16 protein-coding genes are annotated in these 15,922 nt (G+C 31.3%); 6 read left to right on the forward strand and 10 right to left on the reverse strand.

The annotated features are described in order from the left end of the window. Nucleotides 1-129 precede the first annotated feature (129 nt). The 3 genes from V7R38_RS01460 to V7R38_RS01470 are packed head-to-tail and all read right to left on the reverse strand — an operon-like array spanning nt 130 to nt 2,795. A complete protein-coding gene (locus V7R38_RS01460; protein ID WP_334055747.1) occupies nt 130-888 on the reverse strand; it encodes a hypothetical protein in 759 nt (252 codons plus the stop codon). Further along, entirely contained in the window at nt 888-1,445 is a 558-nt protein-coding gene (locus V7R38_RS01465; RefSeq protein ID WP_334055748.1) for a DNA-3-methyladenine glycosylase I, read from the reverse strand. The genes V7R38_RS01460 and V7R38_RS01465 overlap by 1 nt, the downstream gene beginning before the upstream one ends. Then, on the reverse strand, nt 1,446-2,795 hold the full coding sequence (locus tag V7R38_RS01470; RefSeq protein ID WP_334055749.1) for a M24 family metallopeptidase: 1,350 nt from the start codon (nt 2,793-2,795) through the stop codon (nt 1,446-1,448). 102 nt (nt 2,796-2,897) lie between these two features. Between V7R38_RS01470 and V7R38_RS01475 the strand changes: the two genes are divergently transcribed. Next, nucleotides 2,898-3,329 (forward strand): DUF6146 family protein, encoded by a 432-nt coding sequence (locus tag V7R38_RS01475; RefSeq protein ID WP_334055750.1) that lies wholly within the window; start codon nt 2,898-2,900, stop codon nt 3,327-3,329. Here V7R38_RS01475 and V7R38_RS01480 read toward each other — a convergent pair. Next, nucleotides 3,322-3,816, reverse strand: a complete 495-nt coding sequence (locus tag V7R38_RS01480) for a dihydrofolate reductase (RefSeq protein ID WP_334055751.1) — start codon at nt 3,814-3,816, stop codon at nt 3,322-3,324. The two genes, V7R38_RS01475 and V7R38_RS01480, sit on opposite strands and share 8 nt — an antisense overlap. A 301-nt stretch (nt 3,817-4,117) precedes the next feature. Between V7R38_RS01480 and V7R38_RS01485 the strand changes: the two genes are divergently transcribed. Continuing rightward, on the forward strand, nt 4,118-4,414 hold the full coding sequence (locus tag V7R38_RS01485) for an isoamylase early set domain-containing protein (protein ID WP_334055752.1): 297 nt from the start codon (nt 4,118-4,120) through the stop codon (nt 4,412-4,414). Nucleotides 4,415-4,484: 70 nt separating this feature from the next. On the opposite strand, the gene V7R38_RS01490 is transcribed toward V7R38_RS01485, so the two are convergent. The 6 genes from V7R38_RS01490 to V7R38_RS01515 all read right to left on the reverse strand — a co-directional run bounded on the left by V7R38_RS01490 (nt 4,485) and on the right by V7R38_RS01515 (nt 10,378). Then, a complete protein-coding gene (locus V7R38_RS01490; protein ID WP_334055753.1) occupies nt 4,485-5,309 on the reverse strand; it encodes a thymidylate synthase in 825 nt (274 codons plus the stop codon). Between the two features lie 133 nt (nt 5,310-5,442). Further along, nucleotides 5,443-6,807 (reverse strand): NupC/NupG family nucleoside CNT transporter, encoded by a 1,365-nt coding sequence (locus V7R38_RS01495; RefSeq protein ID WP_438825590.1) that lies wholly within the window; start codon nt 6,805-6,807, stop codon nt 5,443-5,445. A gap of 56 nt (nt 6,808-6,863) precedes the next feature. Beyond that, entirely contained in the window at nt 6,864-7,475 is a 612-nt protein-coding gene (locus tag V7R38_RS01500; protein WP_015482116.1) for a bifunctional nuclease family protein, read from the reverse strand. Between the two features lie 162 nt (nt 7,476-7,637). After that, a complete protein-coding gene (locus V7R38_RS01505; protein WP_334055755.1) occupies nt 7,638-8,597 on the reverse strand; it encodes an electron transfer flavoprotein subunit alpha/FixB family protein in 960 nt (319 codons plus the stop codon). A 103-nt stretch (nt 8,598-8,700) separates the two neighbouring features. After that, nucleotides 8,701-9,447: an electron transfer flavoprotein subunit beta/FixA family protein gene (locus tag V7R38_RS01510; RefSeq protein WP_334055756.1), complete on the reverse strand. Its 747-nt coding sequence runs from the start codon at nt 9,445-9,447 to the stop codon at nt 8,701-8,703. Nucleotides 9,448-9,595: 148 nt separating this feature from the next. Continuing rightward, complete coding sequence (locus V7R38_RS01515) at nt 9,596-10,378, reverse strand: polysaccharide lyase family 7 protein (protein ID WP_334055757.1); 783 nt, start codon at nt 10,376-10,378, stop codon at nt 9,596-9,598. A gap of 207 nt (nt 10,379-10,585) precedes the next feature. Between V7R38_RS01515 and V7R38_RS01520 the strand changes: the two genes are divergently transcribed. The 4 genes from V7R38_RS01520 to V7R38_RS01535 all read left to right on the forward strand — a co-directional run bounded on the left by V7R38_RS01520 (nt 10,586) and on the right by V7R38_RS01535 (nt 15,891). After that, nucleotides 10,586-11,563 carry a pyruvate dehydrogenase complex E1 component subunit beta gene (locus V7R38_RS01520; RefSeq protein WP_334055758.1) on the forward strand — a complete coding sequence of 326 codons (978 nt, stop codon included), beginning with the start codon at nt 10,586-10,588 and terminating at the stop codon, nt 11,561-11,563. Nucleotides 11,564-11,727: 164 nt separating this feature from the next. Further along, nucleotides 11,728-12,255: an inorganic diphosphatase gene (locus tag V7R38_RS01525; protein WP_015482111.1), complete on the forward strand. Its 528-nt coding sequence runs from the start codon at nt 11,728-11,730 to the stop codon at nt 12,253-12,255. Nucleotides 12,256-12,377: 122 nt separating this feature from the next. Then, nucleotides 12,378-14,810, forward strand: coding sequence for a sodium-translocating pyrophosphatase (locus V7R38_RS01530; RefSeq protein WP_334055759.1), 2,433 nt, complete (start codon nt 12,378-12,380; stop codon nt 14,808-14,810). A gap of 79 nt (nt 14,811-14,889) precedes the next feature. Next, nucleotides 14,890-15,891 (forward strand): App1 family protein, encoded by a 1,002-nt coding sequence (locus V7R38_RS01535; protein ID WP_334055760.1) that lies wholly within the window; start codon nt 14,890-14,892, stop codon nt 15,889-15,891. Nucleotides 15,892-15,922 lie beyond the last annotated feature (31 nt).

Raw genomic sequence — 15,922 nt, forward strand, 5'->3', positions numbered from 1 at the left:
AATTTACTTAAGCTACAAAAAAGATACAGGTAACCATAATCGTTATTATAAAGGTGCTGGAAAAAAAGTATTAATTTATGGTGGACTTATCATTGCTATTTTTACAGCAATAAGGTTAATTTTTGGTAATTAATCTTTTCTAAATCTTCTTTTTAAACGTTTCCAAGCTTTGTTATTTACTTGAATGTAAATAAAGAAACAACTAATATCTAACAAGAAATAAAATAAACTTATTCCACTTGGAGGATTATTACTTGGTAAAAAATCGAAAACACCAAATGCAGTTTCTGGCCATTTCCAACAGCCAAAAGCAGTACCCCCTATTTCTAAAATGGCTACTAAAATATACATTGAGTAAAAAAACAACCTGTCTTTAGGTCTTTTTAAAAGTAAAAGAAACACACAAACGGTCATTACAAAACCAAAGAAATCTGTAAAAAAAGCCAAGTAAATAGTTGCAAAAACACCAATTGCAATTGCAAACAATTGCTCTATAGCTTTATGATGTTTTCTAACCACAGAAGCCTTACTAAACATAAAAATTCTACCATACAAAGCAGCATGGCCAATAGGTACATATAATGGTACATTCTCTAGCCTGTATGTATACATTCCTAAGAGTCTAGAGAAAAAATATTCACCTAAAAAACCCAGAATTACAGCATAAATCATTAATTCTTTTACTCTAGGTGTAGATCTAAAATACATTTTAAAAAACCCAGCAAGCATTAAGATGTTTATCCAAATTTGTGAATCTGAAACATGTTCTGCAAAATAGGTACTGTCAAAAAATAGCACAAATACGAAAAACACAAATCGACCAATTTCTCTATTAAAAATTGAAATGATCTCTTTTAAATCTTGCTTAGGAACCTGTAAAATTTGCATTAATTAGGATATTTAAAACAGTGCTTAGTATGATCATTAACCATACCTATTGCTTGCATAAATGCATAAACCACTGTTGAACCTACAAATTTAAAACCTTTTTTCTTTAAAGCTTTAGAAATTTGATCTGATAATTCTGTAGTTGCAGGTACATCTTGTTTATTATGAAATTTATTAATTATAGGCTGATGGTTAACAAAACTCCATATATAACTAGAGAAAGAGCCATATTCTTTTTGAACAACTATAAATAATTGAGCATTGGTTATGGCACTTCTAATTTTAAGCTTATTTCTTATAATACCCGAATTTTGAAGTAGCTCATTGTATTTAGATTCTGGATATTTCGCAATTTTATGATAATCGAAATTATCAAAAGCTGCTCTAAAATTCTCTCTTTTGTTTAAAATGGTTATCCAACTTAAACCAGCCTGAAAAGTTTCTAAAAGCAGAAATTCAAACAAAGTTTCATCATCATAAACAGGAACGCCCCATTCAAAATCATGATAATCTTGATATAATTTACTATCAGTTACCCAAAAACAGCGTTGCTTCATTTAGTCGATTTTAATTGGCTTAATTGCTGTTTGCCTTTCGTTCACATATCTAAAAACATCATCACCAAAAAAACCTGCTTCTTCTAACATTATTCTAATGTCTTTATTCCACTCTTTAATAAAAACAGTAGTGTTTAATTCAATTGCATAAGCTGTATTTTTTTGAAGAGGGTAATCTCCATTAAAAGGCACACCATTTTGAGAGTCCCACATACCAATTGTAGTTCCAGCACTGTGCCCATATTTACCTAAAGGATGTGTATAAATTGATGGTCTTAAACCTTCTGCTTTACTTTGTTTTAGCGAGTTTGCTAAAATTTGATTTCCTGTAAGGCCAGATTTCATATTAGCTGTCAAAATATCTTGCACTCTATTTCCTTGCACAAAGGCTTCTTTTAAAAAGTCAGGTACTTCTGTTTCCTCATCTTTTAAAACATAGGCATGTTGCTGACAATCTGTGTTTAAACCAATATAAGTAATACCAAAATCGCAATGCAATAAATCTCCATTCTGAATTATTTTTTCATCTTTAGCTTTAGAAAAAGATTCAATATGTGACTTTAGAGCTTCATTATTTCTTTGCACATCTATGGTTGGATGAAACCAGGTCTCTAAGCCCAAATCTGTTACTTTCTGTCTTAGAAACCAAACTACATCTTCAGTAGACGTTTTACCTGGCTGAATGGTTTTGTTAGAAAAAGCTTCATCAATAATGTCATGTGTTATTTTTACAAGTTTTTGAAACAGTTCCATTTCTTTTTTGGTTCTTGTCTCAATCCAAGCAATACCCAATTTTTCTGCAGAAACGAATTTAGAAGTAATCGAAGTTGGCATTGCTGCGTTCAATTCATCAAAATCGGTTTTTACCAAACCATCTGCTAAGGCAAAATGTGTAGAATAATTCAATCCTATTTTATTAGGATTTCTTTCTGAAATAATTTTTTCTAAAGCTTTCCATTGGTTTGGCTCCTCTTCTTTATTCCAGGCCGATTTTATACTTTTTCCTATACTGTACCTTGCAACTGCCAATCTTTCTAAAGTATTATTTTCTTTATCTCTATAAAACACAATGATGGTTCTTCTTCTAGCATTTAACCAAGTTGCCGGCAGCATGGTTTTTAAAACTGGGTCTTCATTATACTCTCTAGAAATTAACAGCCACATATCTAAATCAGCCTTGTCCATTAATTCTGGTAATAAATTGGTAAACCTATCTTCTAATAATTCATCTTTTAAGCTAGCCCTATCTTGCTCATTTAAAATATTGTAATCAGTTTTTTCAACTACTATATTTTGCTTACACGAACTAAAGAATATAAAAATTGATGCTAAAATTAGACAGTGTTTCATAAGGTAAATTTATTTTCTTAAAATTAATATTTAAAGCTGTAATTTGAACTGATTTTATTAGATATTTTTAATTGAGATTAAAAAATGGTATCTTTAAGAACTATGAAGTTTATAAAAAACCTTTTCTTATTTGCCATTATTAGCACTCTAATCTATGCTTGTGGTTCATCGCCTTTAAATAATACTGAAGTAGAGAAGGAAGAACCTGTAATAATTGCCAATGATAGTTTAGAATATGAGATTATCATTATAGATCCAGGTTTTACAACCTTTTTAAACTCAATAGCACAACCAGAAGGATTTTATTCTCAGAAATATATGGAAGCTAGAAATAGAGCTTGGGTACTTACTTGGAATCAAAGAGCGCAAAACTCGTTTCAGTTTAACCCTAATATTTACGAAAATATTATAGACTATCAACAAACAATAGACTATGGTTATGAAGTAAATTATAAGCTTTTCAACTACTTTATATTTGCACAACGAAAATATAAAATGAGTTTAGGAGGCGGATTTAGAGCTAGAATTAATTAGCTATTTTTTTATATCTAATAAAACTGTAATCGAACTTATTTTTTTCATCAGCAATAAAATCTTCTCTTTCTACCCTTCTCCAAACTGTAGGATCAATTTCAGGGAAATAAACATCTGCTTCAAATTCATGATGTACTAAAGTAATATCTAAAGCATCAGCAAAATCGTGTTTCATCGCATATTCATAGACTTGAGCACCACCAATAATAAAGATTTGATCATCATCATGTGCCAATTCTAAGGCTTGCTCTACACTATTTGCAATCAAACAACCCTCTTGCACATATTCTTCGTTTTTAGTGATAATTATGGTTGTTCTATTTGGTAAAGGTCTACCTATAGATTCAAAAGTATTTCTACCCATTAATATATGATGCCCAGTTGTAACTTTTTTAAATCGTTTTAAATCTGCAGGTAAATGCCAAATTAAATCGTTGTTTTTACCAAGTGCATTATTCTTTGCAATTGCTGCTATAATTGTAATCATATACTAGAATGGTTTAAAACAAAAATAATCTAAAAAGACAGTTTAAACTGCCGTTTTTGTAGTTTTTTCAAGAGAATTGCAAAAGCACGAATACGTTTTCGAAGTAAAATTACTGATTATCAGTACTTAAGAAAGTATTTTTATTTTAAGACTCTTTTAATATTAAGGTCATATATTTCCTAAATATTAATTTTATTAACTCTCATTTTATTAAAGTGATAAAACTTTGGACTTAACGTAAATTTAATTTGTACTTAAAAACTACTTGTATAAATTTACCACATAATTTAATCTGATAATTATGTCTATTAAAAAGAAATTTTTGAAAACAAAACCAGTATGTAAGGTAACATTTACTTTACCAGCTGAAGATGCAAAAACTGCAGCAGTTGTAGGTAACTTTAACGAATGGAATACAGAAGCAACGCCATTAAAGAAATTAAAAAACGGTTCTTTTAAAGGAACTGTAGATTTAGAGGCTGGTAATTCTTACGAATTTAGGTATCTAGTTGATGGTGAGTATTTAAATGATCAAGAAGCAGATGCTTTTGCTTGGAACGATTATGCTAATGCAGAGAACAGCGTTTTAAGCTTATAATATATATCACTATGAAAAACAAAAAGAGCCTTCAAATTTAATTGAAGGCTCTTTTTGTTTTAAATGTTTATTATACTGCAACCTTACCCTTAATATGAGGATGAGGATTATAGTCTTGCAATTCAAAATCATCAAAAGTAAAATCTTCGATATTTGTAATTGCAGCATTTAATTTCATTTTTGGTAAAGGTCTAATATCTCTAGACAATTGCAGCTCTAATTGCTCTACATGATTATTGTAAATATGAGCATCTCCAAAAGTGTGAATAAATTCACCTGCCTCATAACCACATACCTGTGCCATCATCATTGTAAACAATGCGTATGAAGCTATATTAAAAGGCACACCTAAAAATATATCTGCACTTCTTTGGTATAATTGACAAGATAATTTACCATCTGAAACATAAAATTGAAAAAATGCATGACAAGGAGGTAAAGCAGCTTTACCATTCGCTACATTTTCTGAAAATGATTTAGAAGTATCTGGCAATACTGATGGATTCCATGCAGAAACTAACATTCTTCTTGAGTTTGGATTTGATTTTAAGGTAGCAATAACTTCTTTTAATTGGTCTACTTCATCACTATTCCAATTACGCCATTGATGCCCATAAACAGGTCCTAGATCTCCATTTTCATCTGCCCATTCATTCCAAATTCTAACACCATTTTCTTGCAAATATTTTACATTAGTGTCTCCTTTAATAAACCATAATAATTCATAAACAATACTTTTTAAATGCAGCTTTTTGGTGGTAACCATTGGAAAACCTTCACTTAAATCAAAACGCATTTGATACCCAAAAACACTTTTAGTACCTGTTCCTGTTCTATCTCCTTTTTCATTTCCGTTTTCTAAAACGTGCTTTACTAAATCATGATACTGCTTCATATTCTTTTATCGACTTTGTGTAAAAATATAAAAAGCTTCAACTATAAAGGTTGAAGCTTTTTAAAAAATGTATAAAAGTTATTAACTAATTGAAGATAAAAAATCAACTTATTAGTAAATGATAAATTTTAATTTAACCAATAATCATACCTGCAATAGTTGCAGACATTAAAGATGCTATTGTACCACCTATTAGTGCTTTTACACCAAATTCTGATAAGGTTTTTCTTTGGCTTGGTGCTAAAGAACCTATACCACCAATTTGAATACCAATTGAAGCAAAATTTGCAAAGCCACAAAGCATGTAAGTAGCCATAATTATAGATTTATTAAAGGTTAAATGTGTAGCACTTGCAACGTCTTTTAACTCCGCTAATTGAATGTATCCTACAAATTCACTTGCTGCTAATTTTATGCCTAAAAGTTGGCCCATTAAAGCCATGTCTTCAGAAGCCACACCTATCATCCACATTAAAGGCGCAAACAAATATCCTAAAATTGCTTCTAGAGAAAAACTGTCATAAGCTGTGTTTGCTGCCATCCAAGAATTTAAAGTTGTAATATCACCTACCCAACCTAAAATTCCGTTTATCATTGCAATTACAGCAACAAATACTAAAAGCATTGCTCCAACATTTACAGCTAATCGTAAACCTTCTGTTGTACCGTTGGCAATAGCATCTAAAATATTAGACCCTATTTTTTCTTGAGATACTGTAACATCTGTATTCACTGCCTCTGTTTGCGGATATAAAATTTTAGAAATTACAATTGCACCAGGAGCTGCCATTACTGAAGCTGCTAATAAATGCTTTGCAAATATTAACTCTAAAGTCTTATCTCCACCTCCTAAAAAGCCTATGTAAGCTGCTAAAACTGCACCAGCAACTGTAGCCATTCCTCCAATCATTACCAACAACATTTCAGACCTATTCATTTTATCTAAATACGCCTTAATTAATAATGGAGCCTCTGTTTGTCCTAAAAATATATTTCCTGCTACAGATAAACTTTCCATTCCAGAAATACCTAATATTTTACTCAAAGCCAAGGCTAACAATTTTACCACCTTCTGAATAATACCTAAGTAAAATAACAATGATGTTAAGGCTGAAAAGAAAATGATTGTAGGTAAAACTTGAAAAGCAAAAATATAACCAAAGGTATTAACATCACCCACCATTCCTGAAAACAAGAATTCACTACCTGCTTTTGTATATTCTAAAATCTCGATAAAAATTCCGCCAATAAATTCAAAAACCTTTTGAATAAACACAACTTTTAAAACCCCAATTGCAATAAGTAACTGAATTGATAAACCAATCCCTACTTTTTTCCAATCGATTGCTTTTTTATTACTACTAAATAAGAAAGCAATTACTATTAAAGAAAACATTCCTAAAACTCCTCTCCAAAGACTGTTAAAAGAAAAACCTTGACTTGGAACAATTTCAGCGGTTGCAACCACAGCTTCTGTATTCTGCGAAAAAGTTGACATTGAGAAAATACAGAAAAATACAATAAGTATTTTTTTCATAATATAAATCTAAGGTTTTAAGAGCGCTTGCTAATTTCGTCTCTAATGGTTGCAGCTAATTCGTAATTTTCATCTGCAACTGCAGTATCTAATTGCTGGTTTAATTCTTTTAAAGATAAGTCTGCATAATTCACTTTATCTTCCTCCTCTAACTCAAATGTAGTTGAACTTTCTTGCTTTGGCTCTAAATTATTTTCAATAGCAAGTTCTTCTTCTACCTTTAAATAGATACCAGCTTTATCTAAAATATTTTCGTAAGTATAAATAGGTGCATCAAAACGAACTGCAATTGCAATTGCATCTGAAGTACGTGTATCTATAACTTCTTCTTTACCATCTCTAACACAGATTAAACTAGAAAAGAAAACACCATCTACAAGTTTGTGAATAATAACTTCTTTTATAGTAATATCAAAAGTGTCTGAAAAGGTCTTAAATAAATCGTGAGTTAGTGGTCTTGGTGGTCTAATTTCTGTTTCTAAAGCTATAGCTATAGATTGTGCTTCAAAGGCACCAATAATAATAGGTAAAGTTCTTGTTCCTTCTATCTCACTCAAAACCAATGCATAAGCACCACTTTGTGTTTGACTGTAAGAAATTCCTTTAATAGTAAGTAGTATTAAACTCATATATCAATCAACATAAATAAAAAAAGCTTTAAAGCCCTTTTTAAGAGGGCACAATTTAATAAAAATAATAGATTGAGAACTTTTATTTTATGAGTTTTTATAAAAAGTAAAAACCTACTAAAAATATAGTAGGTTTTTGAATGAACTTTATACTATAATAAATTAAGATGCTTGTTTAAAAGCTTTTAATTTCTCTATTAAAGTTGGTACAACTTCAAAAGCATCACCAACAATACCATAATCTGCTGCTTTAAAGAAAGGAGCTTCTGGGTCTGTATTGATAACCACTTTTACTTTAGAAGCGTTAATACCTGCTAAATGCTGAATTGCTCCAGAAATACCAATAGCGATATACAAGTTAGAAGCAACTGGTTTACCTGTTTGACCTACGTGTTCTCCATGAGGTCTCCATCCTAAATCTGAAACTGGTTTAGAACATGCAGTTGCTGCGCCTAAAACATCAGCTAACTCCTCTACCATTCCCCAATTTTCTGGTCCTTTCAATCCTCTACCTGCAGAAACCACAACCTCTGCATCTGCTATGGTTACCTTACCTGTAACTCTTTCTAATTTCTCTGAAGTAACACCTGTTTCTGCAATTGTAGCATCGAAACTTTCTGTTGAACCAGAAACTGTATTCTCATGAACTCCGTAAGAATTTTTTGCAACCCCTATTATTTTATGATCGGTTGCAATTACTGTATTACTGAAACCTTTATTCGAAAAAGCTTTTCTTTTTACAGTAAATGGTGCTGTTGAACTTGGTACTTCCACAACATTAGATGCATAACCTGCATTTAATGCAACTGCTAATAATGGTGCAGCACTCAAAGTATCAATACTTGAATCTAATACTACCACAGAAGCTCCTGTAGAAGAAGCAGCTTGCTCAATTACAGATGCATATTGTTTTGCATTAAATGTGTTTAGAGCATCATTAGTTACAGAGAGTACTTTTTCTGCTCCATAAGTGTATAACTCTTCGTTGTTATTAGCGTTTATTGTTACAGCAACAACATTAGTACCTAATTGTTCAGCAACTTTTTTGGCATAAGAAACTACTTCAAATGCACTTTTCTTAAATTTTCCTTCTGTTGAATCTGCGAAAACTAAAACTGACATATATTTTAAGTTTTGTATGTTGAATTCTTTATTTCAAAGGATAAAAAATCAACAAGATTAATTTTTATTTTTTCCGATTTTAAAACTTCGGATAATTTTATGATTAAATTACTTTAGCTTCATTATGCAATAAGTTAATTAACTCATCTACATTGTCTGCATCAATTAATTTAACTGCGCCTTTTGGCGCTGGCTTTTCAAAAGATTGAATAGATGTTGCAGCTTCTGCAGATACAGGCTCTACTACATTTAAAGGTTTTTTACGAGCCATCATAATTCCACGCATATTAGGTATACGTAAATCTTTCTCTTCTACAATTCCTTTTTGACCACCAACTACTAAAGGTAAAGATGTACTTAACGTTTCATTACCACCATCAATTTCTCTCACTGCAGTTACAGACGTACCTTCTACTTCCATACCAACACAACCATTAACGAAATTAAAATCTACTAAAGCAGCTAACATCCCAGGAACCATACCTCCATTATAATCAATTGATTCTCTACCTGCTAAAACTAAATCATATCCTCCAGATTTAACAACTTCTGCCAATTCTTTAGCAACAGATAAACCATCTGTAGCTTCTGCATTTACACGGATAGCATCATCTGCACCAATTGCTAAAGCTTTACGTAAAGTAGGCTCTGTAGTTGCATTACCAACATTAACAACAGTTACACTTGCGCCTTGCTTCTCTTTAAACCACATTGCTCTTGTTAAACTGAACTCATCATAAGGATTGATTACAAATTGTACTCCATTCGTATCGAATTTTGTATCTCCTTCTGTAAAATTAATCTTAGAAGTAGTATCAGGAACGTGACTAATACAAACCAATATTTTCATAAAATCTATTATTTATCATTATTAACTTCAACAAAATTAAGGCTTTTTTTTAAAAAATACTATGCATGCATAATAAATTTTTTGTTAAAAAAATAAATCTGTTAAGTTTCTAATATAAATTTTAGCGATTTCTTAAATAAGAGGAGGATTATTTATAAATAAACGCAAACTGATCATAAGAGACTTTAGTTCTAGGCCCAGCAACTTGGGTGTATGCTCCAGCCTTAAAATAGAAATTACCATCCATGGTTTTCCATAAATCACTTACACTATATGTAATAACTCTTGTTTTATTTTTTGCGAGATTTTTAATAGCTACAGCTACTTCATCTCCATTTCCAAGAATTTCAATAATACATTCAATTTTATCTTTTTCACTAAAAGAAGTAAAGAAATCATTTTCTACATCACCTTCATTTTTTAAATAGCTCTCTGTAAACACTACTCTAATTTCACTACCTCCAGCAATTTCTACTCTTAACAATGGCCTTTTAACTCCCTTTGTGTCATTATGTATTTGACCAATAGTTACTCCTTTATTCATTCTAGCATCTGGCACATTCTCAAAAGTGGCTATAAGGTGCATTGCACTTTTAGAACTTAAATCTAGATCTTTCTCTTGTCTAATTTCGGTTCTGTCGCTTTTTTGTCCTGGAGAGATTAATATCATTTTACCTTTTTCTACAAAAAAGTAATCTGTATTGCATTGTTCTTCTGCTTTTTTCAAATCTAGTTTCGTTTTTCCTTGATTTGTATAATAATGCAGTTTTGCATCATTTAAAGCAGCTTGAAATTTTGGAAGATCACCAGGTTTTATTTTGCAATCCAAATCTTTATCACTCTGACCTGAAATTTGAATGAAATTAAAAATGGATAAAACAATTAACAAACCCATTTTTTTCTGATTCAAAATAATATTTAAAAACTTCATTTTATATTTTATTAGCTGGCTTAATTTTTTTCTCAATTTAAAGATACCATATTTTCTAAAGAATTATTCCATAATTAATAAAGTTTGCAGGCATTCTTATCAATTTGTTGCGTTCTCTATAATTCTATAGATATCAACAAAAGTTGTAGTTTGTTTACATCAAAATTTCTTACTTTTGTTTTTGATTTTAATATACGCTAAAAACAAATGAAAACAGTTCAATTTAGAGAAGCTATTTGCGAAGCAATGAGCGAAGAAATGCGCAGAGATGAGAGCATTTATTTAATGGGTGAAGAAGTTGCTGAATATAATGGTGCCTATAAAGCAAGTAAAGGTATGCTAGATGAGTTTGGTGCAAAAAGAGTTATTGATACTCCTATTGCTGAACTTGGTTTTGCAGGTGTTGCAATTGGTTCTGCCATGAATGGTAATAGACCTATTGTGGAATACATGACATTTAATTTCTCTTTGGTTGGAATTGATCAAATTATAAATAATGCTGCCAAAATTAGACAAATGTCTGGTGGTCAATTCAATTGCCCTATTGTTTTTAGAGGACCTACAGCTTCTGCTGGTCAATTAGGAGCAACACACTCTCAAGCTTTTGAAAACTGGTTTGCAAATACACCTGGTTTAAAAGTAATTGTACCATCTAATCCTTATGATGCAAAAGGTTTATTAAAAGCTGCAATTAGAGATGATGATCCAGTAATTTTTATGGAGTCTGAACAGATGTATGGTGATAAAATGGAAATTCCTGAAGGAGAATACATTATTCCTATTGGAGTTGCAGACATTAAAAGAGAAGGTACAGATGTAACTATTGTATCTTTTGGTAAAATTATTAAGGAAGCTTATAAAGCTGCTGATGAGTTAGCAAAAGAAAATATTTCTGTAGAAATAATCGATTTAAGAACTGTTAGACCCATGGATCATGCAGCAATTTTAGCATCGGTTAAAAAGACAAATAGACTAGTTGTTTTAGAAGAAGCATGGCCATTTGCAAGTGTTGCTTCAGAAATAACATATAGAATTCAAGATGAAGCTTTCGATTATTTAGATGCACCTATCAAGAGAATTACAACTGCAGATACTCCTGCTCCTTATTCTCCTGTGTTATTAGAAAAATGGATTCCTAATCACGAAGATGTAATAAAAGCGGTTAAAGAAGTTATGTATATTTAACTTTAATAACATCTCAATATTTAAAACCTTTTTGATTTTTTCAAAAAGGTTTTTTTCTGCCCTAAACCGAAAACCTTTGCGTAAAATTAACACTGCAAATACTTCCTTTAAACTAGTACTTTCACTACTTTTGCATTAATTATAATATATATTGAAGAATAATTATGAGCGAAAATAAATCATTAACTTTTGATGTTTTAATTGAGATTCCTAAAGGAAGTAGGAATAAATATGAATACGACTTTACCCTGAATAAAATACGTTTTGATAGAATGTTATTCTCATCTATGATGTATCCCGGAGATTATGGATTTATTCCAGAAACTTTAGCTTTAGATTCAGACCCATTAGATATATTAGTTTTAGGTCATCAACCAACTTACCCAATGGTTGTTATGGAAGTAAGACCAATTGGAGTATTTTATATGACTGATGAAAAAGGACCAGATGAAAAAATTATTTGTGTTCCTGTATCAGATCCTATATGGAGTAAGAAAAGAGATATTTCTGATATAAACCCTCACAGACTAAAAGAAATTGAACACTTTTTTCAAGTCTACAAAGACTTAGAAGAGAAAAAAGTAGACACAGGTGGTTGGGGTAATGCAGAAGATGCTATTAGAATTTACCATGAGTGTATAGAGCGTTATGACAATAGTGAACACAAAAAGAAACGCACTTTTACCATATAATTATCATATTGATAAAATATCTTATAAATTATAAACCATCTTTTAATTAAAGGTGGTTTTTTTTATCACATTGATTTTCCTATTTTAGCCACCGTTTTAAACTAATCAAATTTAAATAGTATATGGAATTAATGATTTGGATGCCAATTGTATTGGCTATTTTAGGTTTAATCTACATGTGGATTAAACAATCTTGGGTAATGAAACAAGATGCAGGAGATGGTAAAATGAAAGAAATTTCAGATTACATTTATGAAGGAGCTTTGGCGTTTTTAAGTGCTGAGTATAAACTATTAGCCATTTTTGTTTTTGTAGTGAGTTTAGCACTTGCAGCAGTTTCATTTATAGTACCAACAACACACATTCTAATTGTAGTTGCTTTTATTTTTGGAGCTATTTTCTCTGCGTTTGCAGGTAATATAGGTATGAAAATTGCAACAAAAACTAATGTTAGAACTACACAAGCAGCAAGAACTAGCTTGCCAAATGCTTTAAAAATATCTTTTGGTGGAGGTACAGTTATGGGCTTAGGAGTTGCTGGTTTGGCTGTTTTAGGATTAACTGCTTTTTTCATTGTTTTCTATCAAAAATTTATGGGAGGAAGCTGGACTTCCACAGCTGATATGACTATTGTATTAGAAACACTAGCTGGTTTTTCTCTTGGAGCTGAATCAATTGCGTTATTTGCAAGAGTTGGTGGTGGTATTTATACAAAAGCTGCAGATGTTGGAGCTGATTTAGTTGGTAAAGTTGAAGCTGGAATTCCAGAAGATGATCCAAGAAACCCAGCAACTATTGCAGATAATGTAGGTGATAATGTTGGTGATGTAGCAGGTATGGGTGCAGATTTATTTGGTTCTTACGTTGCAACAGTATTAGCAGCCATGGTTTTAGGGAACTATGTTATAAAAGATATGGGCGGTTCTATTACTGACGCTTTTGGTGGTATAGGTCCAATTTTATTACCAATGGCAATTGCAGGAGCAGGAATTATAATCTCTATTATTGGTACAATGTTAGTAAAAATCAATAATAACGATGCCAAAGAATCTCAAGTAATGGGTGCTTTAAATAAAGGAAACTGGACATCTATAGTACTAGTTGGTTTATCTTGTTTTGGTTTAGTTACTTGGATGTTACCAGAAACAATGCAAATGGAATTTTTTGGTGAAGGTTTACAAGAAATTTCTTCGATGAGAGTATTTGCTTCAACCTTAGTTGGTTTAGTTGTAGGTGCTGTAATATCATCTGTAACTGAATATTATACAGGGTTGGGTAAATCTCCAATATTAAAAATAGTACAACAATCTTCTACAGGAGCAGGAACTAACATTATTGCTGGTTTAGCTACAGGTATGATTTCTACTTTTCCATCAGTATTATTGTTTGCTGGGGCAATTTGGGCTTCTTATGCTTTTGCTGGTTTTTACGGAGTTGCTTTAGCAGCTTCAGCAATGATGGCTACAACAGCTATGCAATTAGCTATTGATGCTTTTGGACCAATTTCTGATAATGCAGGTGGTATTGCAGAAATGAGCGAACAAGAACCTATTGTAAGAGAAAGAACAGATATTTTAGATTCTGTAGGTAATACAACTGCTGCAACTGGTAAAGGATTTGCTATTGCATCTGCTGCATTAACTTCATTAGCACTTTTTGCTGCTTACGTAACCTTTACAGGAATTGACGGAATTAACATTTTTAAAGCACCTGTTTTAGCAATGTTATTTGTTGGTGGTATGGTGCCTGTTGTATTTTCTGCATTAGCAATGAATGCTGTAGGTAAAGCTGCAATGGAAATGGTACAAGAGGTAAGAAGACAATTCAAGGCTATTCCTGGTATTATGGAAGGTACAGGAAAACCTGAATACGATAAATGTGTTGCTATTTCAACACAAGCCTCATTAAAAGAAATGATGTTACCTGGTTTATTGACTATAGGTTTTCCTTTAATTATTGCATTTGTACCACTTTTATTTGGTATGGATAATTTAGGGATAGCTGAAATGCTTGGTGGTTATATGGCTGGAGTTACTGTTTCTGGTGTACTTTGGGCAATATTCCAAAATAATGCAGGTGGTGCTTGGGACAATGCTAAAAAATCTTTCGAAGCTGGTGTAGAAATCAATGGAGAAATGACGTATAAAGGTTCAGATGCTCACAAAGCAGCTGTAACTGGAGATACTGTTGGAGATCCTTTTAAGGATACTTCAGGTCCATCAATGAATATTTTAATTAAACTTACCTGTTTAATTGGTTTGGTTATTGCACCAATTTTAGGTGGACATTCAGACGATGCAAATGCAAACGAAATTAGAAAAGAAGTTAAAGTAGAGATTACTTCTTCTAGTGTTGATGATTTAGTAGCTGCAACAATTGTTACTACAAAAACAGTTGATGGTAAAAGCGTTACAACTTCAGAGAAATTTAATGGAACTTTAGAAGAAATTGAGGCTAAAGCTGAAGAAGCTGGTAAAATTGTTTCTATGGATGTTAAAAAAAATAAAGAAACAAAAACAAAAGAAGTTAAAATTATTATTAACGATAAAGAATAATTCTTGCGTTATTGAGTTAAAAAAAGCCACATTTAGATGTGGCTTTTTTTATGCGGTATATGTACCTTTAAAACAAAAAATGTCAATATTTTCGAAAGATCCATTACAAATTACAGTGTTTCAAAGCTATGGAACTCATAATCACTTTTATGCTAGAGGCAGGGCTTTAGAAGATGAGAATATTTCGTTAGAAAGAAAAGGTGTTCTAGGGCTTCTGGTAAACTCGTATAAACGTTTTGAAAGCGATGAAATAAAAAACACATCTCTTACCCTTACTTTACCAAATCATCAAGAAATCAAAACCAAAACAGATAATGATGGCTATTTTTTAGTAGATGAAAAAATTGATAACCTTAATGAATTAACTACTACAGAAGGCTGGTTGAAATATACTATTTCATTTACAGACATCAACATCAAACATAAGATTAACAATAACAATATTTTTGAGGGTGAAGTTTTAATACCATCTGCCAAAGCAAGTTTTGGAGTTATTAGCGATATTGATGACACCATTCTGCATACAGGTGTTGTTTCTAAACTAAAGTGGAGATTATTAATTAACACATTATTTAAATCGCCTTATAATAGAAGAGCCTTAGAAGGCTCTTCAGAATTTTATAGTTTACTACATTCAGGAAAATCGGGTAATGATGCCAATCCGTTTTTTTATGTAAGCCACAGTCCTTGGAATATGTATCGTTATTTAGAATATTTTTTAACGAAAAACAATTTTCCTAAGGGAGCTATTTTATTGCGTACAATGAGAAATATTTTTTCTAAGAAAAAAGATGATAAACCTCAAAAGCAAAAGGAGATAATAAATATTTTAAAAACTTATACAGATTTACCATTCATTTTAATTGGTGATGCTGGCGAGCATGATGCAGATATTTATATGGAAACGGTTACACAATTTCCAAACAGAATTAAGGCCATTTATATAAGAAACGTTAGTAAAAATAAAAACAATGAGCGTATTAAGAACTTGGTAAAAAATTATACAGACACTACTTTTTTACTAGTAAATGATAGTAATGAAGCCATAGCCCATGCTAAAAAACACCATTTTATAGCATAAAAAAACTACTTAATCTAATGATTAAGTAGTT

Origin of the sequence: Polaribacter sp. P097, from assembly GCF_036864555.1 — a bacterium.
In the GTDB taxonomy this organism is placed as follows: domain Bacteria; phylum Bacteroidota; class Bacteroidia; order Flavobacteriales; family Flavobacteriaceae; genus Polaribacter.